General features: G+C 31.1%; 25 protein-coding genes. 5 read left to right on the top strand and 20 right to left on the bottom strand.

Features of this window, described 5'->3' with window-relative positions:
• Positions 1–30: 30 nt before the first annotated feature.
• The 4 genes from BMY33_RS02745 to BMY33_RS02730 all read right to left on the bottom strand — a co-directional run bounded on the left by BMY33_RS02745 (position 31) and on the right by BMY33_RS02730 (position 4660).
• The gene (locus tag BMY33_RS02745) at positions 31–603 is read right to left on the bottom strand and encodes a TetR/AcrR family transcriptional regulator (RefSeq protein WP_170836984.1); all 573 of its coding nucleotides are present in this window, start codon (positions 601–603) and stop codon (positions 31–33) included.
• Between the two features lie 128 nt (positions 604–731).
• A complete protein-coding gene (locus BMY33_RS02740; RefSeq protein ID WP_091405222.1) occupies positions 732–1145 on the bottom strand; it encodes a nuclear transport factor 2 family protein in 414 nt (137 codons plus the stop codon).
• Positions 1146–1262: 117 nt separating this feature from the next.
• Positions 1263–2318, bottom strand: a complete 1056-nt coding sequence (locus BMY33_RS02735; protein ID WP_170836983.1) for a helix-turn-helix domain-containing protein — start codon at positions 2316–2318, stop codon at positions 1263–1265.
• Between the two features lie 140 nt (positions 2319–2458).
• Positions 2459–4660, bottom strand: a complete 2202-nt coding sequence (locus BMY33_RS02730) for a T9SS type A sorting domain-containing protein (RefSeq protein WP_091405217.1) — start codon at positions 4658–4660, stop codon at positions 2459–2461.
• A gap of 320 nt (positions 4661–4980) precedes the next feature.
• Between BMY33_RS02730 and BMY33_RS02725 the strand changes: the two genes are divergently transcribed.
• Genes BMY33_RS02725 through BMY33_RS02715 form a run of 3 tightly spaced genes read left to right on the top strand, consistent with a single transcriptional unit; the run spans position 4981 to position 7864 of the window.
• Complete coding sequence (locus BMY33_RS02725) at positions 4981–5880, top strand: EamA family transporter (protein ID WP_091405216.1); 900 nt, start codon at positions 4981–4983, stop codon at positions 5878–5880.
• A 39-nt stretch (positions 5881–5919) separates the two neighbouring features.
• The gene (locus BMY33_RS02720) at positions 5920–7047 is read left to right on the top strand and encodes a hypothetical protein (protein WP_091405214.1); all 1128 of its coding nucleotides are present in this window, start codon (positions 5920–5922) and stop codon (positions 7045–7047) included.
• A gap of 49 nt (positions 7048–7096) precedes the next feature.
• The gene (locus BMY33_RS02715) at positions 7097–7864 is read left to right on the top strand and encodes a tetratricopeptide repeat protein (RefSeq protein WP_170836982.1); all 768 of its coding nucleotides are present in this window, start codon (positions 7097–7099) and stop codon (positions 7862–7864) included.
• A gap of 36 nt (positions 7865–7900) precedes the next feature.
• Here the strand turns inward: BMY33_RS02715 and BMY33_RS02710 are convergent, their stop codons facing one another.
• Together BMY33_RS02710 and BMY33_RS02705 are read right to left on the bottom strand one after the other, a co-directional pair.
• The gene (locus BMY33_RS02710; RefSeq protein ID WP_091405211.1) at positions 7901–8467 is read right to left on the bottom strand and encodes a DUF4251 domain-containing protein; all 567 of its coding nucleotides are present in this window, start codon (positions 8465–8467) and stop codon (positions 7901–7903) included.
• Between the two features lie 90 nt (positions 8468–8557).
• Positions 8558–9241 (bottom strand): DUF6090 family protein, encoded by a 684-nt coding sequence (locus BMY33_RS02705; protein WP_139195575.1) that lies wholly within the window; start codon positions 9239–9241, stop codon positions 8558–8560.
• A 151-nt stretch (positions 9242–9392) separates the two neighbouring features.
• On the opposite strand from BMY33_RS02705, the gene BMY33_RS02700 reads away from it, so the two are divergent.
• The gene (locus tag BMY33_RS02700) at positions 9393–10595 is read left to right on the top strand and encodes a multidrug effflux MFS transporter (RefSeq protein ID WP_091405208.1); all 1203 of its coding nucleotides are present in this window, start codon (positions 9393–9395) and stop codon (positions 10593–10595) included.
• 6 nt (positions 10596–10601) lie between these two features.
• Here BMY33_RS02700 and BMY33_RS02695 read toward each other — a convergent pair whose 3' ends face one another.
• Positions 10602–10784 carry a hypothetical protein gene (locus tag BMY33_RS02695; RefSeq protein WP_091405206.1) on the bottom strand — a complete coding sequence of 61 codons (183 nt, stop codon included), beginning with the start codon at positions 10782–10784 and terminating at the stop codon, positions 10602–10604.
• 195 nt (positions 10785–10979) lie between these two features.
• On the opposite strand from BMY33_RS02695, the gene BMY33_RS02690 reads away from it, so the two are divergent.
• The gene (locus BMY33_RS02690) at positions 10980–11585 is read left to right on the top strand and encodes a YceI family protein (protein ID WP_091405205.1); all 606 of its coding nucleotides are present in this window, start codon (positions 10980–10982) and stop codon (positions 11583–11585) included.
• Between the two features lie 16 nt (positions 11586–11601).
• Here BMY33_RS02690 and BMY33_RS23335 read toward each other — a convergent pair whose 3' ends face one another.
• The 13 genes from BMY33_RS23335 to BMY33_RS02630 all read right to left on the bottom strand — a co-directional run bounded on the left by BMY33_RS23335 (position 11602) and on the right by BMY33_RS02630 (position 20499).
• The gene (locus BMY33_RS23335; protein ID WP_170836981.1) at positions 11602–11745 is read right to left on the bottom strand and encodes a hypothetical protein; all 144 of its coding nucleotides are present in this window, start codon (positions 11743–11745) and stop codon (positions 11602–11604) included.
• Positions 11746–11858: 113 nt separating this feature from the next.
• Positions 11859–12404, bottom strand: a complete 546-nt coding sequence (locus BMY33_RS02685; protein WP_091405203.1) for a 4'-phosphopantetheinyl transferase superfamily protein — start codon at positions 12402–12404, stop codon at positions 11859–11861.
• Positions 12401–12655 (bottom strand): acyl carrier protein, encoded by a 255-nt coding sequence (locus BMY33_RS02680; RefSeq protein WP_091406071.1) that lies wholly within the window; start codon positions 12653–12655, stop codon positions 12401–12403. Before BMY33_RS02680 ends, BMY33_RS02685 begins: the two co-directional genes overlap by 4 nt.
• 13 nt (positions 12656–12668) lie before the next feature.
• Positions 12669–13946: a beta-ketoacyl-[acyl-carrier-protein] synthase family protein gene (locus BMY33_RS02675; RefSeq protein WP_091405202.1), complete on the bottom strand. Its 1278-nt coding sequence runs from the start codon at positions 13944–13946 to the stop codon at positions 12669–12671.
• Between the two features lie 30 nt (positions 13947–13976).
• Entirely contained in the window at positions 13977–14408 is a 432-nt protein-coding gene (locus tag BMY33_RS02670; protein WP_091405200.1) for a 3-hydroxyacyl-ACP dehydratase FabZ family protein, read from the bottom strand.
• Between the two features lie 14 nt (positions 14409–14422).
• The gene (locus tag BMY33_RS02665; RefSeq protein ID WP_091405199.1) at positions 14423–14899 is read right to left on the bottom strand and encodes a hypothetical protein; all 477 of its coding nucleotides are present in this window, start codon (positions 14897–14899) and stop codon (positions 14423–14425) included.
• 38 nt (positions 14900–14937) lie between these two features.
• Positions 14938–15990: a type III polyketide synthase gene (locus tag BMY33_RS02660; protein ID WP_091405197.1), complete on the bottom strand. Its 1053-nt coding sequence runs from the start codon at positions 15988–15990 to the stop codon at positions 14938–14940.
• A 15-nt stretch (positions 15991–16005) separates the two neighbouring features.
• Positions 16006–16716 (bottom strand): methyltransferase domain-containing protein, encoded by a 711-nt coding sequence (locus tag BMY33_RS02655; protein ID WP_091405196.1) that lies wholly within the window; start codon positions 16714–16716, stop codon positions 16006–16008.
• A complete protein-coding gene (locus tag BMY33_RS02650; RefSeq protein WP_091405194.1) occupies positions 16710–17837 on the bottom strand; it encodes an NAD(P)/FAD-dependent oxidoreductase in 1128 nt (375 codons plus the stop codon). Before BMY33_RS02650 ends, BMY33_RS02655 begins: the two co-directional genes overlap by 7 nt.
• Before the next feature lie 79 nt (positions 17838–17916).
• Positions 17917–18609: a YiaD family glycine zipper/OmpA-like lipoprotein gene (locus tag BMY33_RS02645; protein WP_091405193.1), complete on the bottom strand. Its 693-nt coding sequence runs from the start codon at positions 18607–18609 to the stop codon at positions 17917–17919.
• A 39-nt stretch (positions 18610–18648) separates the two neighbouring features.
• The gene (locus BMY33_RS02640) at positions 18649–19131 is read right to left on the bottom strand and encodes a lipocalin family protein (protein WP_091405191.1); all 483 of its coding nucleotides are present in this window, start codon (positions 19129–19131) and stop codon (positions 18649–18651) included.
• 179 nt (positions 19132–19310) lie between these two features.
• A complete protein-coding gene (locus BMY33_RS02635) occupies positions 19311–20000 on the bottom strand; it encodes a YiaD family glycine zipper/OmpA-like lipoprotein (RefSeq protein ID WP_425284217.1) in 690 nt (229 codons plus the stop codon).
• Between the two features lie 19 nt (positions 20001–20019).
• The gene (locus tag BMY33_RS02630; RefSeq protein ID WP_091405189.1) at positions 20020–20499 is read right to left on the bottom strand and encodes a lipocalin family protein; all 480 of its coding nucleotides are present in this window, start codon (positions 20497–20499) and stop codon (positions 20020–20022) included.
• Positions 20500–20545: the final 46 nt, after the last annotated feature.

The raw sequence follows: 20545 nt of genomic DNA, 5'->3' as shown, positions 1-20545 counted from the left end.
GAATAAATATTCTTTTTTAAATCAAAAAAATTAGCTTTTTATCGCATTCCATGCAAATGAGAACATCATATCCATGTCTTTTTCATTAAGTCCTAGTCGCTTGTTTAGTATCAGATTAACGGTTTCTAACAAAATAGCTGCAGTAACCGCTTCTAAAGTTTCATTATCTACATCTCTGATTAACCCCTCCTTCTTTCCTAACTCGAATAAATCTATCCCCAATCTGCTCTTAGTATCTTTAACCGACTTAGGTACATTATCATAATAAGGAGATTTTTTTACCATCGTTATAAAATTCATCTCTTTACTATGGTTAATACTGAAGTTTATCCAATATAACCACATCGTTTTTAACTTTAGCTTAAAGGGTAAATCCTCCGTTATCTCCTGAACACTATTTTTAGTTTGTCGTTGGATTATTTCTGTGGCAATAGAACCTATTAGATCTTCTTTGTTTTTATAATAAACATAGAGTGTAGAAACAGAAATACCTACCTTTTTTGCTAAGGTAGACATCTTAACACCAGCAAAACCTTTTTCGAAAACAATATCCAAAGTGTTTGCTATAATGGCCAATCGTTTTGTTTCATCTTTCACTCTCACAATGCAAAAGTACACATAATAAGCGAATAAATATTCGATTATTTGTTTTTAACATTGTTTTATACAACTACTTAGAATGATATAATTAAAATAAAAAGGCTCCCTACTGTTATAAAGAGCCTTTAGATCTAATAATTTACGAAAGTATATGATTTATGAATAATCTTCCAGGTATCTTTTACCTTTAGTAACATCATATAATCCGTATATAATCGTTTTCTGGTAGGTACATCAATTTCTACTTTGGCCACTGCTGCATTGTTCACCACATCAATAGAAACAATCTTCCCTACCCTATCTCGCTTTTGACCTTTTTTAAAATATGTTATATATTTTTTTCCTGATGTAACACTTAAGGTATCGTTAGAAATAGCATATAAATTTAGATCTTTATGAAATGCTTTTTTTATTCTTTCTGGAGATCCATTAGCCGTTCCTTCTATATAATTTAAAAGAGTTTCGGTAATTTGATCCTTGTCTGATTGAGCGATTGCCATTTCCACACCGATAAGACATAGCACAAGTACGCATAAGTTTTTCATTGTTCGTTTTTTAATGATTCATTATAAATACTAAACTATGAGATACTTTAAAAAACTACGTGAAAATGGATGTTTAACTTCTTCGGATTTATAATTTCGAAGAAAATAAGATTATTATCAAAAGGATTTTTTAAACTGTGACGGAGTCATTCCTTCTTGTTTTTTGAAGGCTGCATAAAATGTAGAATTTGATTTAAATCCGCACTCATTTCCTATAGCTTCTAGCGTAAGTAATGTATTGGTCTTAATTAACTCTGTAGCAGTAACAATCCGATGAGTATTGATATAATTAGAAAAGCTTAATCCCAAATTGTCATTCAGATATTGAGAAAGTTCATGAGGTTTGATATCCAACTCATTGGCAACATCGGATAGTTTTAAATTAGGATTACGGTGTATTTCTTCCTTTATAAAAAGTGTATCTAATTTATCCGAAATCGAAGAAGCCTTTACTTGATCTATCTTTTTATTAGCATATTTTACTGTAGGTGTAAGAAATGTAAGTGTACTTTTTCTGCGTTTTATAATCCAAATAATTAAAGTGATATAAAACGTAAACGAAAAGGACAAAGCTCCTACAATATATGAAGTATATGTTGTGGTATTATACGCCAACCATATAATGAATCCTCCTGTAACGATATTAATAATCCAGAAATCCAATGTAGTTATCTTTTTTGTCTTACTCCAGAGTGTTGAAAACGTATTTCTTGCCTGATAAACAGCAGCGATTGTATAGATGGACCATTGAGCGAAGAGTAATGTTCCAAAAATTCTAGGAGGACTACGCCACCATAGATACTTATATTCTCTATATGGATACTCAATACTAATAATAGTCATAAAAATTAGTACAGGAATGATATGAAATAACCAATTCCATTTATACACTTTGTGTGGATTTAAAGCTATTCTTGTATATAGATATAAAAATGGACCAATTAAAAAACAAGCTGTTAATCCAATACTAACAAATATAGAAGAAGTGCCAGGATAAAAAGTCAGGAAAACAGATTTAGTAACTCGTACGCTAATCACAAATAAAAGAGCGGCTAGAAAATGAGTTGCTCTACTCCTATTTTTAATCAAAAACCCAAAATAAAGACTTAAAAAAAGTCCATTAAAAGCACCTAAGGCACTAAAAAAGAATAATAAGTTTTTGCTGAATTCCAAAAGCTTGTCGTTAGTTTTACAAATATAAGAAATGTTATTTCTGCTTTTTAACTTTAGGATTCTACGATAAACAGAAAAGATGCCCCAATTATGAAATTGAAGCATCTTTATGTATCATTAACCAATTATTACTTTATTCGTTATTTAACAATTAATTTTTTAGTAATATCCTCCGTTCCTTTAGATCTAATTTTTACAATATAGACTCCTGAACTAAGTGATAAATTGCTAGCAGAGAAATTATTAATCCCTGGTTTCATTACAGCTTCATATTTTTTCTGGCCTAAAGTATTGTATATATGAACTATAGCATCTTCTGTACTTCTTGAATCTACATGTAGTGAAAACTTATCAGTTGTTGGGTTCGGAGTCATTTTTATAGTTTCGATACCTTCTTTATCTGTTCCTATGATCGCACTTTTATTATCCAAGTCAGCAATAAGTTGTGCTGCCGATAAACCATTACAAGATCCTTCGTATATTTTTACATTAGAAAAAATTGAATTATTTCCTGATCCCGCATCATTATCGTTTATGAAAACCAGTCTATCCATAGCACCTGTATAAAAATTCCCAACAGGAATTACATACGTAGTCGTCCCAGAAGAATAATTATCAAAATTAGTTACACCATAGTTCTGAGTACCATGTACCTTAAAATAACGTGATGATGTTAGTGAATTATTATCCTCAAAACCAATTGCATGGATTTCTCCTTGTGATGTACTGCTAAATTCGAACTCAATTACCGTATTTGAAGTTACTGTATAATTGAATCCAATAGATTTCCAAGTATTATTGGTTAATGAAATCGAAGATCCTCCACTTTGTATTGAGAAGTTTCCTGCGCTATCTTGATTAGAAAAAGAAGTTACTATAAAATCGTTAAAATCTAGGCTTTCACAAACTGGATCAGGATTTCCCGAACCATTTTGAATAGAGATAGCATCTATAGCAATATCACTTTGCCACCCACTAGTTCCAGTACCTGTTAGCACGTTAAATCGTAACTGAACACTTGGGTTACCTGCATAACTTGATAAATCAATACTAGAAGTGTTCCAAACATTACCTTGATCTCCAGATCTACTAAATACTGGCAACCAATTTCCTGTATTATTTGTTCTAGCTTCTACAGTCAAACTATTAATCTGACTTCCAAACATGTGATATTGAAAATTAAGTATTGGCGTATTTACTGCTGTAAAATCTAAACAAGGAGAATTAAGTATCGCTCTTTTGTTAGGGAAACCTGTTCCATTACCAGATGCTTCTACATAAATATAAGTACTTCCATCTACAGCGCTACTTGGTCCTGTTTGATTAGAAGGCGTACCTCCAGAATTTCGAGTAAAGTTTATGTCATCACCAGATGTAGCATTACTCCAATCCCCAAAATTACTTTCAAAACTTTCATTGAAAGGAAAAGAAGATATATCTCCAGAACAAACATCATTAGGTGGAGGCGGTGGTGTCCCATCTATAGCTCCATCAATATCAAATCGAGAAAAGAAATCCCAAATTTCTTGAGATGTGTTTACATTTCCGCCATTCCAACTATGTCCTTTTCCCTGTATTCTAATAAATTCTGCTGTCACACCGTTATCACCATTATCCCAAACAGAACGTGTAGAACCACCACCTAATTGGGTTACATCAGGAGTACTATCACCATTATTGACGGCAGACCAATATTCCATAACATCTTGTATTGGTTCATTTGTCCCATTACCATTTATAGAAATTACATTATCATTGGTCCCTGTGATCTGTAATACAGCGGTAGGATGCTGTGGTTGACATTGATTGTTAGTAATCCAGCTTCTGGTCATACTCCCTGCTACAGAAGCTACTGCAGCAATTCTAGGGCTTAATTCACAAGCAAGTCGATAACTAAAAAAACCACCATTGGAAAATCCAGTCGCGTATATTCGTTTTTCATTGATATTATAGTCTTGTTGAATTACGTCTATTAAAGCATCTGAGAATCCTAAATCATCTTCATTACCTCCAAAATTATTATTTATGGCCCATCCAGAGAAAAAACCTCCTAACCCTTGAGGAGTAACAAAAATAAATTGATTGTCTTCAGCTAATTGTCTAAAATCACTCTGATTATACTGAGTATCGATGTTATTGGTAAATCCGTGAAAGTTCAGTATCAAAGGTGCTGGTTTACTTGCATCGTAACTAGCGGGAATGTACAGACGATACTGTCTCGTTCTACCATCGTTTTGCAATGTTGCATTAATAACCTGCTGTGCATAAGTTGCAACACTGGTTATCATTATTATGGCAAGTAGCCATAACGTTTTTTTCGTAAAGCTTAGTTGAGTTTTCATTTTAGGTTTTAATTAAATGATTTGTGTTAAATAGTTAAAAAGTATTATGCGTGAATAATAAATTGGTATGATGGCGCAAATATATCCAATTAATTAAGTAAACATCAATTTAAGTCTTAAAAAAATACAATATTCGTAATTATGTTATATAAAAAATATAAGAAGTATAATTCCTACAGTTATTTTAACTTTTTCTGATCAAATACTTTGTTAGCCTTGCACTATACTAAAAACTCGAGGAAGTTTTTAATCAGGTAATTCCCAAAAAATAGAATAAGCACAACTCTTTATAAAATTTTCTAATAACTTATATTCGCGGCATGTGGATGTATCAAGGTTTATTAGCAGCTCTTTTTTTAGGATTGCACAATTTATGTAAAAAGCATGCTGTACAGGGAAATGAGGTTTTTCCTGTACTTCTTGGTACTATTGGATCTGGTTTCTTGTTACTCCTTCCCTTTTTTATAGGATCTCAATATTATCCGGAATTTACAAAAGAGATCGGGTTTTATATTGATGCAATTCCTTGGCAAACACATGGTTTTATTTTTATTAAATCAATGATAATGGCTACTTCTTGGATTTTAGCATATCAAGCACTTAAACATTTACCAATTACTATAGTTACCCCAATACGTTCTGCAGGTCCATTTTTTACATTTATAGGAGCTATTTTGATTTATCAAGAGCGACCAAATTTCTTACAATGGATAGGTTTCTTTTTGATCATATTTTCTGTAGTATTATATTCTAAAATTGGTAAAAAAGAAGGGATCAATTTTAAACGAAATAAGTGGATTTTTGCGATTATTGGAGCCACATTTTTAGGAGCCTCTAGTGGTTTATATGATAAGTTTCTTATTCAGAGTTTGGCACTTACACCACAAACTTTACAATTTTGGTTTTGTTTTTACACTGTTTTAATCTTATTAGTGATTTTGTCATTTACCTGGTTTAATAATGTAGAAAAAAGAAAGAAATTCACTTGGCGTTGGACGATTGTAGCAGTAGGTGTATTATTGCAAGCAGCGGATTATTTCTATTTTAAAGCGCTACAAGATCCTGAAGCATTAATTATGCTGTTGTCTGCTATAAAACGAAGTCAAATATTAATAGCAGTTGTGATCGGTGGTCTTGTCTTCAAAGAAAAGAATAAAAGAAAAAAGCTAGTTCCCTTATTCGGTATTATGGTTGGTGTTTTTTTAATTTTATATTCATAAAATAAGAATTACCTTTATTCATCAACTTATATCAAATCAATGTACCAAAAATTACTGTTTTTATTTTTATGCATTATATGCTCTTCTTGTAATAAAAACCTTAGTCAGAATGAACGTTTTTTTATCCCTAAACATGGAGGAAACGAAGGTATCGTAAATAAATATTATAGAAATGTTTACTTAAAAGATCAACAAGATCCAAGAACTTATATCGACTATTCTTTAATCAAAAAATTAAATGATAGTATCTATCGTAAAGAAATATATGGCCCAGATTTTAAAATACTATCTTCTAATCAATTTAGTATTCAAGGTAACCATATGATAGAAGTTAGTGCGCAACGTTTCTATGGCAAAGATACACTTACGGCTGTGTACCAAGAAGAAGCTATGAATTATTATCTTACCTTTAATCAGGATACTGTTTACTATAAGGCAAAACTGAAGAATAATACATCTAGGTATATTGATGATAGTAGATCTATTAAAATGGTTAAGGATACTACAATTGAATCAAAACCAGCTAAAATTGTAGAGCAAAATATTATAAATACCTCAGTGTTTGGAGAAAATCAAAAAAAAACTACAAACTTTTATTCTCGTAGCATTTACGTTCAAGATTTAGGACTATACGCATCTACTCTTACTACTGATGCATATAGAATAGAAAGAATACTAGTTGAACAATTATTACCTTCAGATTTTAATAATCTTTCTCAGCACAATATAAAACGTGTTGGTTATATTGATTTTAATAAAACTATTGATAAGGATAAAGAGCTAGTGCTCTGTGGTGATCATGATTATATAGCGGATTATTATAATGGAGCAAATGATCGAGCGGGATTTATTGGAGGAAAAGGAAGTTTGAAACGATTAGTTTTTAGCAAACTAGATTTGAGTAAACTAAAAAATGAATCGGGTTATTTAACTTTTAGGTTTGTTATTAATTGTAAAGGAAAAGCTGGCAAATTTACTACTGATCAAACCGCTGATTTTGAATACAATAAGAAGGAGTTTCCTGAGGAAACAATTATGCATTTATATGATATCATTTCTAATGTAAAACAATGGAAACCTTGTGTAATTAGAAATACAGAAAGAGATTCTTACTTCTACATAACCTTTATTTTAAAAAATGGAAAGATTCAAGATATTTTACCGTAGTTTATTTTTTCTGGTTTTGTTCATTAGCTCTTGCAATCAAAATCCAGAATTGTACAAAACTGAGTTTACGGAAACCGAGTCCAAAAAATATGCTAAACAGTTTATGAAAGGACTGCATGGAGTGTATTATCAAGGTTCTCCAGAGGAACATTTTCAAATTCAAGAGGCTAGTATTTTAGATACTACTTTCTCTGATCCCCATAGAGAAATGGGGGCCTCTAGAGTAAAGCGTGGTATCAATACAGAAACTATGAAAAAATACAAAAAAGCTGTATCACTTGATCCAGAGTCTTGGCAAGGATATAGAGGATATTTATATTTATATTTTTATAGAGATTATGATAATGCTATTAAAGATTTTAATGAATTAGATACGCTTACTCCAAATTTTGTTGATTATCCACAATCTGAGAATATCGATTTTATGCGAGGTATCTCATATATGATGAAAAAGGAGTATCCAAAAGCACAAGATTATTTCAAAAAGTTTTTTGCTCACGAAACTAAATCGGGTGATTTAAATTATATAGAGAGTAGAGCGTTTATGTACTATGGTATTACCTATTATGAAACAGGTGAGTTTAATAAAGCAATGGAAAAATTTGAATTAGGGATAAAGTATAATAATAATGCTGATCTAATGTATTGGAAAGCAAAAACATTAAAAGCTCTAGATCATAATCCTTTAGAAATAAAAAATGCATTAGAAACTTCTAAGGAACTTTTAGCACAAGGTTACAATAGCAGAAGACCCTATGTTGAAGAGTTTTATCAAACTTATATAGAAGATATTGATGATCTTCTTAAAAGTATTTAAACCTACTTACCAACTTTTACTATTAGAAATAAAACATTAATTAGTAACCAATCCGTCATCCGATTCTAAAATCGACACATTTCCTCTATAACGAATAGATGTACGATGACTACTATTTATATTAATATTAGAAGTCCAATTTGGATACAACGTTACCATAACCCTATAGGATTCTCTATTATTCTTAACCGTAAACTTAATCATATGTCTTTGGCGCTTCTCGTCTTTAGTAACTTCATACCGATCTGGAACTCCTTTAAACACAATACCTCCTTCATTTCTAGTAAACTGACCGGGTAATTGTCGTTCACCATAAAATGGTAGTTCCATTGAAATACTATCTCCGTGGACTCTTACATAATTCTGATTTCCTATAAGACTAATTCCATTAACAGTACTTCCCGGCGGTAACAAACCACTATTAGCTATAGTATTCATGCTTGACGTTGCTAATGGATACATCCAATCAGATTCTATAGTAAAAGATTTTTTAGCAATCAATGCTTCTAATGCTTCACTTTGGGCAGTTGGAGCTACAATTTTTGCACCACTACACCCTATCAAAAAACTTCCTAACACGAACAATAAAAAAACAGCCCTCATAATGTATTATTTTGTATTACAACTAATTACCACCAAACTCTATACCGTAATTTACGAATTTTAAGCCATAATTCAATTATATGACACCTACTAATCTCCTACTCTTTTTTCTATATCAACTAAAATTGTTTTTGTGCTTTTGATATATTGATCTAATATAGGTTTTAGATTTCCATAAACTAGCATATTATGGATTGCCAATCTAGCTCTGTACGTATCACTTATAAAATACTCATACATCGCAGGGTTTTCTAATTTCCCTAATAATAGATCACCAATCCATGGATGATTATATTTTAGGTAATTCATATTGTCGCTAATATCACTACCGATTCGTTCGTGTGTCTCTTTTATAAGTTTATCAAAAGCATTATGGTTAGCTAATATGATTGTAACAAGACTATCCGTTTCTGTATTACTATTAAACTTTTCTAATAATCGGATTCCTTTTTGTTGCAGCTCGAATGGATTATAATTAAGAATCAATCCCATTGCTGATGGATTCTTCTTATACATTTCTATGGTTACAGAATCACTTAAAAATTGATCAAACATTTTCTTTCTAGCATCTAATACATCCAAAGCACGCCCCACCATTATCGTATCAATCTTTAAATCTTCTTTATATGTAGTAAGAATATTTTTTAGATTATTTTTAGTTTTTCTTATTTCATTTGCATTATTAATACTAACAGCGATTAGTATACCGATAACTACCAAAATAATTTCACCAATAGCATACAATAGATATTTTCGTATCCCCTTATCTTTCATTAGATTTTTGCGTTGTGCGTTAAACAATTTCATATAATCCAATATACAACAAATTCTATCGTATTAGATCGTAGCAAAAATGCTCTTAACTAAAGGTTAAATAGCTAAGATTAATAGAAGACTACATTCTTAAATAAATTACTTTTGCGGAATGCAAAATAAAAAATATGCTCAATTAGAATTTATTGGCTTAATGGCATCACTTATGTCCATTGTTGCATTAGCCATAGATGCTCTATTGCCAGCATTAGATATTATAGGAATTAGTATTGGTACAACAGAACTTGCGGATAACCAATTATTGATAACTATGATTTTTTTGGGACTTGGTATCGGGCCATTAATTTTTGGACCAATATCGGATAGTATCGGAAGGAAACCTGTAGTATATATTGGAATCTTACTTTTTGTTATAGCAAGTTTTATGTGTATTAACGCTACTAATCTTACGGTCATGATTGCTGGAAGAATTTTACAAGGTATAGGACTCTCGGCACCTAGAACAATTGCTATTGCAATGATTAGAGATACATATAGTGGAGATTATATGGCACGTATTATGTCTTTTATCACCGTTGTTTTTCTACTGGTTCCAATTGTAGCTCCAGCATTAGGTAAATCAGTATTAGATCATGCAAACTGGCAAGCAATTTTTTATATTCAACTAGTATTTAGCGGTTTGGTGTCTCTTTGGTTCTGGAAACGGCAAAAAGAAACTCTAACTGTAGAAAAACGGATAAAGTTTACTCCTTCTATATTTATAGATGGTTTACGAGAATTAGTGAAATACAAAACAACCATTGCATATACGCTTATTTCAGGGTTCATTGTAGGATCATTTTTAGTATATTTAAGTAGCTCGCAGCAAATTTTCGAACAGCAATATCAACTCAAAGATGAATTCCCATATATTTTCGCATTATTAGCAATCTCTATTGGTTCCGCTACTTTCTTAAATGGAACTTTAGTTTTAAAATATGGAATGGAAAAATTAGTAACGATTTCGTTATATTCTTTTTTAGGTATTTCGTTAGTTTACCTTATTTTGTTTTATGGAAATCCGAATCCTAATGTAATAGTTCTTTTAGTTTTCTTTGGATTGCAATTTTTTTCAATAGGATTTCTGTTTGGTAATTTAAGAGCACTAGCAATGGAACCTGTTGGTCATATTGCAGGAATAGCAGCAGCTATTACAGGATTTATAAGCACAATAATGGCTGTTCCTATTAGTACTTATATAGGAAAGTATGTAAGTGATACAGCGTTACCACTTTTCTTAGGGTTCTCCATTTGTGCTGCAATTTCTGTTGGTATTTTAATATATATCAAAGCTAGTGACAAAAAGATCAACTAATGAATACTAGCTCATAATATTCATATCATCTGAATTCTTTTTTCTTAGTACTGCTAATTCACCATCTCCCGCAATAGCAAACTTATCTCTTTTGGATCCATATCCAAAATTAGAAGATCTACGATACTTGTTTTGGAAATCAGCAAATTTTCTCTTTGACCAAGATTTCTTTTTATTTTGATTTTCCATATTCAAAAACTTTATAGATTCGTAACCTGATATTTTAAATCCTTTCTAAGTTATATTTTTTTTCAGAATTTCTTAGAAATGTTAACATCAAATTATCATTATTCTGTTGATTTTCAAAACCTTTACCAAGTTTGATATGTTAAAGCTATTGGAATGATTATTGATTATTTATATATTTAAAACTTAACTTTTGATATGAAAACCTACCTTAATTCGATTCTTTTCTTAATTTTTTTAATTCCGTTTGGCTATGGTCAGTTTACACCTCCTGCGGATAAGATGATTAGTGGATCTGATGGATACATCGGGCATGAAGATGCATTAATAAATGATTTTATTAAACTTGATTTTGATAAGAAAAACGCAAAAATATCTTTTGATTTTACTTCTGAAGATACTAGTGGAACTATTGCAGGATTAGATTTCAAAATCTCTTTTAATCCAGAAGATCCCGACAATGCCTATTTTAAAGGAACAGCTCTTGTAAATACGTTGGAAACTGGTAATTTTTTAAGAGATGGTCATTTAATGTGGGAAAAATTCTTTTACAAAAAGAAATATCCTAAAATAAACTTCGAAAGTTCTGAAGTAGTCCATTTTGGAGATAACAACTATAAGGTAATAGGTAATCTCACAATAAAAGGTATTACCAAAGAAGTCATTATCAATTTCACCTTAGATATTACTAAAAAATTACTTGGCAAAACTACTATTTACACCAGTGATTATGGAGTTAATATCCACGATGAAAGAGAAAAAAACAAACTAGATATTGTATTTGATTTTCCTATTTTGAAATAAATTATACTATTTTGATTTATATATGAATATTATACGCTTTTGCTAATTTTTCTGAAGATTTTAGGAATTCGTTATTTACAATATTCATTTCTTTTAGACGAGTTATTTTTATCTTCTCATCAGGTATAGTATTCCTTTTACTTAATAAAGTACTGATCATTTTTGATTCGTTTAAATTTTATTTTCCCTATTGCGAAAATACAAATGATAAGAATACTGTATAAGGGTATAAATACTGTTTTTATTAGGGTATTTTGCCCCTATTCTTCTTCTTTAAGGTAAATCAATAGTAAAAGCCGAAAATGATCCATGGCTAGAAAAGGAAAGAGGTATATCTACAGCTTCTTTATTGATCTTGATACTAGGTATTCCATTGATATCTTTATGAATAGAAATAGAAGATTCTTTTACTCCAATTACATCAGCAACATAATTCTGAAGTACTCTTTTATATCTTAATGAATTATCAGTAAACACTTTAGAAATAAAATTACTTTGATCTGTATAGGAAATAGTATATGCATACTTATCCGTATGTTTAGAAACGGTATTATAACTATAGTTATTAATTGTCACCTGTTCATCCGAGCAAACAAATGCCCAAGGGTTATATTTTCTAGGAATAGAAAAACGGCGTTGGTGTGCTTTATAAGTAGCTTCTTTCATACTCCAAAGCTTCCAAATTAATCCATCTGGATCTTCAGAATTACAGATCATTTCTTGTTCTGATTCTGCAAAAATCTTTTGTAACCAGCCTTTTCTTCTCCAATTACTTTGGATTCTGGCAAGTTTAAGATCTACAATATCATCACCTATCATTTAGTAGCTAATTTATCCTGAATTACTTCTATTGATGCTTTTACAGTCAACATTTTATCCATACCATCATTATCTATTTCGATACCAAATTCATCTTCTACATCAAGTATTATATCTACTAAATTTGCTGAATTGATCTCTAAATCATCAATGAAATTAGTAGCTTCAGAAATTTGCTTTAATCCTTCCTGATTTTGAACATAGGGTTCTATAATAGTTTTTAATTTAGATAGTAATTCTTCTTTCGTCATGAACTTTTTTTGATTATGAATATTTTTTAAAGATAATACAAGCATTTACATCTCCAAACCCAAAACTAGCTTTTACAGCAATATTAATAGGTTTTAATATTGTTTTAGTAGGAACCCGTTCTTTATCAATCATAGCTTCTATTTCCGGATGTAAATCTTCACAATTTTTATTTCCAAAAATAAAACCTTCTTTCAACTGAAGTACAGTAGCTACACTTTCTATACTACCAGACGCAGCTAAACAATGTCCTACTAAACCTTTCAATGAATTTATATATGGAAACTCTTTTCCATTCCTTGCTAAAGCACTGCACCAATTCTCTATCTCTACAACATCTTTTGTAGTTGCTGTTAAATGTCCATTAATCGTATCAATATCATTGTTATTGATACCTGAGTTAATGACAGCTTGTTTGATACATTGTTTTACAGCTGCACTATTGGGAGCTGTCATGCTTCCTCCATTTCTTTGGCCGCCACTATTTACGTGGCCGCCTAATATTTCTGCATAAATCGTAGCTCCACGCTTTTGAGCATTTTCTAAGCTTTCTATTACTAACGCTCCTGCTCCACTTCCTGGTACAAAACCACTTGCTGTAGCACTCATAGGTCTTGAAGCTACTGTAGGGTTATCATTGTATTTATGAGGAAGGATTCGCATCGCATCAAAACCACCCCAAATATAAGGCCCACTATCACTAGTGCTGCCTGTTAATATAATTTCTGCTTTTCCTTGAGTAATACGATCATATGCCATTAAAATAGCCTCTGTGCCTGTACTACATGCAGAAGAATTCGTTGTTGTTATGTTACCACATCCTATAATGCCTCCTAAATATGCACTAATACCGCTTGCCATTGTCTGTATTACAGATGTACTACCTAATCTTCTAACATTACCATCATCAACTTTATAAATAGCTTCTCTGAACTTATCAACTCCGAGTATCCCTGTACCAAAAATAACTCCTGCATCCCATAATGGATTATCCTTTTTATCAATTAATTCTAAACCTGCATTTCTCCAAGCATCTAATCCTGCTATTACACCATATTCTAATCCAGAAGCATTTAAACCTTTCAACTGAATACTGTTAAAGTAATTGTTTAAGTATTCTTTTTTATATTCTGGTTTACCAGCTATTTGACAAGAAAAATTAAGTGATTTTAATTCGTCAATATATCTAATTCCAGATACTCCTTTCCGAAGAGCTTCTTTAAATAAAGAAACGTTCGTTCCATTTGGAGAAACCACGCCTAAACCTGTAACTACTACTCTTCTATTATTCATAAAATTTTAAAGAATTACTAATAGTAAATTTTAACCTGTCATACCTGCGATCAATCCTTTTGCTACTAAATTACCTTCGCCATTAAACATTTCAACTTTACATTTCAATTTATTAAATCTAAAATATTCCTTTTTTGATTTTACTATTACTTTATCTCCTGGTAATACTGGTTTATAAAAATCAATAGCTGTACTACTCATCGCTACCTTAATTGGATTCTCATTAATTTGTTCATCTAGAATAAATATTCCTAAGCATACCAACCCAATCTGCGCCATAATTTCTGTAAGAATAACTCCAGGGGTTATAGGTTTTTCTTTAAAATGTCCTTTATAAAAATATTCATCATGTTTTAACGTATAGGTACCTTTGATATGATTTTCATCTACTTCTAAAATTTGATCAACAAATAAAAATGGATCTTGATAAGGTAAGTTTTTAATGATCTGTTCTTCTGTCAAAATTATATTGGTTTTTAAAAAGCACAATCACTAGGCAAAGGCTCTTCAGATTCTAATTGATTTGCAAACGTTGTTTCAAGTATTTCTTGACTAAATCCATCAGAAACATTTCCTTTAAAAACTAATTCACCATACCCAACAGTATTCATATGCGCCCTGACATATACTATTTGATCTTTGGTGATGTTAACTAGACCTCCTGATCTTGTAAATGGTTGTTCATTTACATGGCTATGTGCTAAAATTCTTCTATATAATAATGTGCCATCTTCTGACACAATCTCCCACCAATCCGCATATTGATTACACCCTAAATCTGGGCTTTTTATTTGCACACTAAATGTATAACTGTTTTGTTCTCCAGCAACAGAAACACTAGTAACTTCTGCATTAGAAATTTCTAAATCAGTATTGGTAGTGTTAGTATCATTGGCTTTACAAGAAGATGTTGATATTACTATAAAAAAGACATAAACTAATACGTTTTTCATTTTATTCTAATTTAGATTTGCTATTTCAATATATACATTTACCACTCTAATAGTATTCTTTGTGCAGAAAATCCAGGACCAAAACTTAACATCAATCCTGTTTCTCCTTTATTAGGTTTTTGATCCATAAAACGCTCTAAAACATACAGTACTGTAGCACTACTCATATTACCATATTCCCGTAATACAGTTTTTGTTTCGTCAATATTCTTACCGAGGTCACCAAAAAGATTTTCTACCGTCTGTACAATTTTTTTACCTCCAGGATGAAAAATTAGATGATCTATCTCTTCAATAGACTTCCCATGTTTTAATAGAAAAGGATGTATAATATCTGGGAAATACTTGGCTATTTTCTCAGGAACCTCTTTATCCAATATCATTTGTAATCCTCCATTAGTCAGCTTAAATCCCATCATCATGGTCGCATCATAAAAATGATACATTTCATCAGCCAAAATTTTTGGACCATCAGACTGTTCCTCAGAAGAAAGCAACGCACACGCCGCTCCATCCCCAAAAATAGCAGAACTTACTATATTCACCAAACTATAATCATCATGTTGAAAAGTGGCTGTAGGTGCTTCTACAGTTATCACAGCTGCTCTTTTATTTGGATTAGCTTCTAAAAAATTTCTGGCATATATAATACCAGAAACTCCTGCGGCGCAACCCATTTCGGTAACAGGAAGTCTAACTATATCCTGCCTAAGGCCTAAAGAATTGATTAAATATGCATCCAATGACGGAATCATTATGCCTGTGCAACTAACCGTAATTATATAATCTAATGATTTTGGATCCCAATCAGACTTATCCAAAGCTTTCTTGAGGACGGATTCTCCCAAATCTTTTACTTCTCTTATATAAATATCATTTTTTTCTTCAAAAGAAGTTGCCGTAAAAACTTCTTCTATACTCATAATTCCATAACGTCTATCTACAGCAGCATTCTCAAAAATTTTAAGAACCTTTCTTTTAAAACGATCTTCTTGACCTGTAAGCCATTGTGATACAAAAGGAAGTATCTCTTTTGTATCTCTTACATATTTTGGCAACTGTTTAGCAACTGTTGTTATTTTTACGCTCAAATTCTTTTCCCTTTTTTAATTATTGATTATCCAGCGGTATCTGAATGCCCATTTCCAATGTAATTGATACTTTTTAAGTCCTAAATCCTCTGCAAAACTTACTAATTCTTTTCGTTTAAAACCTCTCTTAATAGACACTAATCCATCATTTTTAGCAATACGCCCTTTAATAAAGAAATAACTAAATACTTTGAATAAATAATAAGACCAAGTATTCCTGTGTATATCATTAATAATTAAAGCACTCGAAACTAATTCTAAACTTTTCTGAAGCACTTCCTTTATTTCATCATCTTTAAAATGGTGTAAGGTCAATGTGCAAAGAATAATATCACAAGAAAAATCTTCTTTTGTTAATGTTAAGATATCTATGTTTTTATAAATAATCTCGGTATATGATTTACTTAAATTATTAGCCTGTGACAAACATTTTTTATTATTATCAATCCCTATCAATTTTGCTTTAACACCTTTTTTTCTAAGCACATCCGCTAACTGCCTTAGCATTTCTCCATCACCACATCCTAGATCAGCTATAATCCATTCACGCTTGTTCTCATTAGCTTTTATCTTTTCTAGTACTGAGTTAATCGTGATACTATTACCTCCCAATAATCTATTCACTCTAGAGATATCATATAATGCTATTGCAAGATCTTTTTCATCAACATTAGGATCATCCATTAGCTCGGCCTCGTTACTTCTTTTTATAAGATTCACTAACATACTAATGGTTTTCCGTGTGTTTGTTTTATAATCTGCGGAACAATAACGGGGATTAAATTTGCCATTTTCTGTACTATTCGCTGGATATTACTATTTAATAAAACTTTTTGAAGCACTCTTCCTGCATATAACCTTTTAGAAAATGTAGAATTCCATTTTTTTGTATAAAGCTTTTCTATCTGTTCGGTAGTATAAATTTTAGAACTATAATTATTGATAAGTAACTCGCATAAAATTTTAGAACTCTGAACAGCCATAGCCATACCATTACCACAAAGAGGATGAATTAATCCCGCAGCATCTCCCAACATAAAGATATGATTTTCAACAGGCTTCTTTCTATCAAAATTAATCTGACTTATAGTAATCGGTTTTTCAAATATTGGTTCGGATTTTTCAAAAAAGTCTTTTAAATATGGATTCTTCTTAATGACATTAAGCTCAAAATGCGCTATATCCTTATATTTTTTGAAACTATCATAATTCACAAGATAGCAAGCATTAACAATGTTATTTTCGACCATAGATAAACCACAATAACCTCCATCAAAATTATGTAACGCAACAGTATTAGGATCAAAATCAGCTTTATAATGAGCTTTTACTGCTAACCAAGGAGATTTCTTATTACTAAAACTTCGTTTCAAATTTTTATCTAATATGGATCGTTTACCATAGGCTCCTATAGCATAATCACTAGTAAATACGCCTTGCTTAGCCGTTTTAATATAAAACATACTATTTTGGTGATCAACATCTAAAACTTGATCATTTAGCATTTGCACTCCTAATCCTTTGGCTAAATTCCATAAATAATTATCTAATGTATATCTACTAATTCCAAACCCTCCTAAAGGAAGTTTACTCTTGATTACTTTACCTTCTGTTGTACTAATATTTAGCTCAGAAATTTTCGTAACACCTAAATCATCAATTTTTATTCCTAAAAAATCTAAATATGGTAAGATTTCATTAGAAATATACTCCCCACAAACCTTATGTTTTGGGTACCTATCTTTTTCTATAATTAACACAGGTATTTGATATTTAGCCAAATGTATAGCACTGGTTAAACCAGCCAAACCACCACCAATAATAACTATGTGTTTATGACTATTCATTTATTGAAGATACATAAATTTTGAGCATAAAAAAATCCCAACTAATAAGTCGGGATTTATAATTCTCAATTACAGAATTTTACTCTTTTATTTGAGCAACTGCTTGTTTTCTTAGAGCTTCATTAGGTGATATTGTAACCTCTACTCTCCTATTTTTTGATTTACCATCTGAAGTATCATTTGTATACTTAGGTTGTGATTCTCCATAATAAGCAACAGTAAATCTCTGTTCCTCTACTCCTAATTCTACTAGATAATTCTTAACCGATTGTGCTCGATATTTTGATAAAACAAAATTGGATTCTTCTTTACCAACATTATCGGTATGCCCTTCTATAAGAATATCGGAATTTGGATATTCTTTCAGCACTTCTGCTAGTTTATTTATCGTTTCTTTAGAACTTTCATTTAATTCGTGTTTATTAGTTTTAAAATAAACTCCGCTCTCTTCATCAAAAACTATATTAATATCTTCCTCTACTCTTTCTACCACTACTGTTGGTAGTTCTTCTTCGATTTTTTTCGCTTGTTGATCCATCTGATTACCAATAACACTTCCTACAGTAGCTCCTACTATTCCGCCGATAACAGCACCAAGCTCAGTATCTCCCCCAGTATTGTTACCAATAACTCCTCCTATAATTGCACCTCCGGTAGCTCCTATAAAACCACCTAATTCGGAATTTTTCATGGATTTACAGCTCATGAGAGTAATTAACAATACTCCTACATATATTAGTTTCTTTGAGTTTTTGATTTTGTGTGATTTCATGTGTATAAAATTATATTTGTTGGTTATAAATTTCACTAGTTATTGTTTATCAAAGTATAACTTGATCGTAAGCTTTTCTCCATCAGCGATCATATCATAACTCCAGATCATTTTATCCTCATTCAATTCATACAAATGCATACGATACCCTTTATTATTTATTTCACTTTTCATTTTTTCATTCACAGGTTTTAATAGAATACTATGATTATCACCCTGAATTCCCTTAGGAATAGACCATATAAAATTATAATTACCTGTATTTGGGCAAGAAGTGCCTGATAGTGCATAACTACCAGTATTATTATTAGAAATAAATTCCCAATTTGTACTTTCAATACACTTTAAAGGAACATCTCCTAATACAGTTACGTTATATTTAGTAGTACTAGTAGTATCAAAATTTGCTCGTTTTAAAATCCAAACTCCATTAATTGAAACTTTGGCCGCTCTAGTAAAAGCATCTGATGCACCACAACTTGATAAAAGAATACCGATAAATAGAAAAGAAATTATTCTCAAAACTTAGATTAAAAAGGTTAATTTGTTTTACACAACAAATATCTTCTTATTACTGTCTTCATACTACATCCTAAATAGTGAAAATAGCATCACTGTTTTCAGGGTAAAAACATTATTGCAAAAAAAATCTCCAAAGAAAAATATATTCTTTGGAGATTAAAAAGATTATTAAGTTAAGATTAATCTATTTTCTTGGCGTCTTCAATCATCTTATCATTTGCCAAAACACCAAATTCTACTCTTCTATTTTTTGCTCTTCCTTCTGCAGTAGCATTATCATATTTAGGTAACGTTTCTCCGTGATAATATGTGGTCAATCTCGATGTACTAATTCCCTGAGATACCAAATAACTAGTAACCGCATTTGCTCGCTTTTTAGACAATTCCATATTATATGCATCGTCACCTGAACTATCAGTGTGTCCATCTACTATAATATTAGTATCTGGATACTCCTTAAAAATTCCAATAAGCTTATTTAAATTTTCCTTAGATTTTGAGTTGATATTATACTTATTAGTGTCAAAATACACACCACTATTTTCATCAAATATAATATCGATTCCTTCTCCTACTCTAGTTACTTCTGCTCCAGGAATTTCTTCTTCTATTTTTTGGGCTTGTTTATCCATCTGTTTACCAATTACACCACCGGCAACACCACCTACAACACCTCCAATAATAGCTCCTAGTACAGAATTCTCTTTATTTCCTACATTATTCCCTATCACACCACCAAGAACAGCACCCGTAGTTGTTCCAATGACAGCGCCTTTTTGTGTGTTGTTTGCATTTTGAACAGCATCACAACTATTTAAGACAATTAAAGTAGTTAATGCTATTGCTATTTTATTAAAATTTGATCGTATCATTATCTAAAGATTTGATTTATTGTAATTTATTAAAATTCATTGTGATCACAAATGGCTTTCCTTCCAGACTTACTGTTTGTGTCCAAGTCATGGTAGTATCATCCAAATGCTTAAGTGTCATGCGATACCCTTTATTATTATTTGTACTTTTTTTCTTTTCATCAATTGGTTTAAAAAGAAAACTATAATCTCCATTTTCCGTAGGCTCAGGAATGGTAAATCTAAAATTACGAGCTCCTGTAGAGGTACACTGACTTTCGTTTACAGTATACTTACCTGTATTATTATTTGGGATAAATTTCCAAATACCTCCAGTTAGGCACTCTGCCGAGGCATCATTATATAATGTTACTTCAAAAACACCAGAACGATCATAGGATATTTTATCCAAAGACCATTCTCCTTTTAAAGTTTTCTTTGCAGCTATAATCGTTTTCTGGCTAGCAGAACAAGAGGCTAGTAAAATAACTGTAAGTAATAATATCAGTTTTTTCATGAGTATTAATTTATGTTTAAATGTAAAATTTGGTTGCCAATTTCTA

The organism is Aquimarina amphilecti, assembly GCF_900109375.1.
GTDB classification, from domain to species: Bacteria; Bacteroidota; Bacteroidia; order Flavobacteriales; family Flavobacteriaceae; genus Aquimarina; species Aquimarina amphilecti.
The sequence above is the reverse complement of the archived record's forward strand: the minus strand, read 5'-3'. Positions and strand labels throughout refer to the sequence as shown.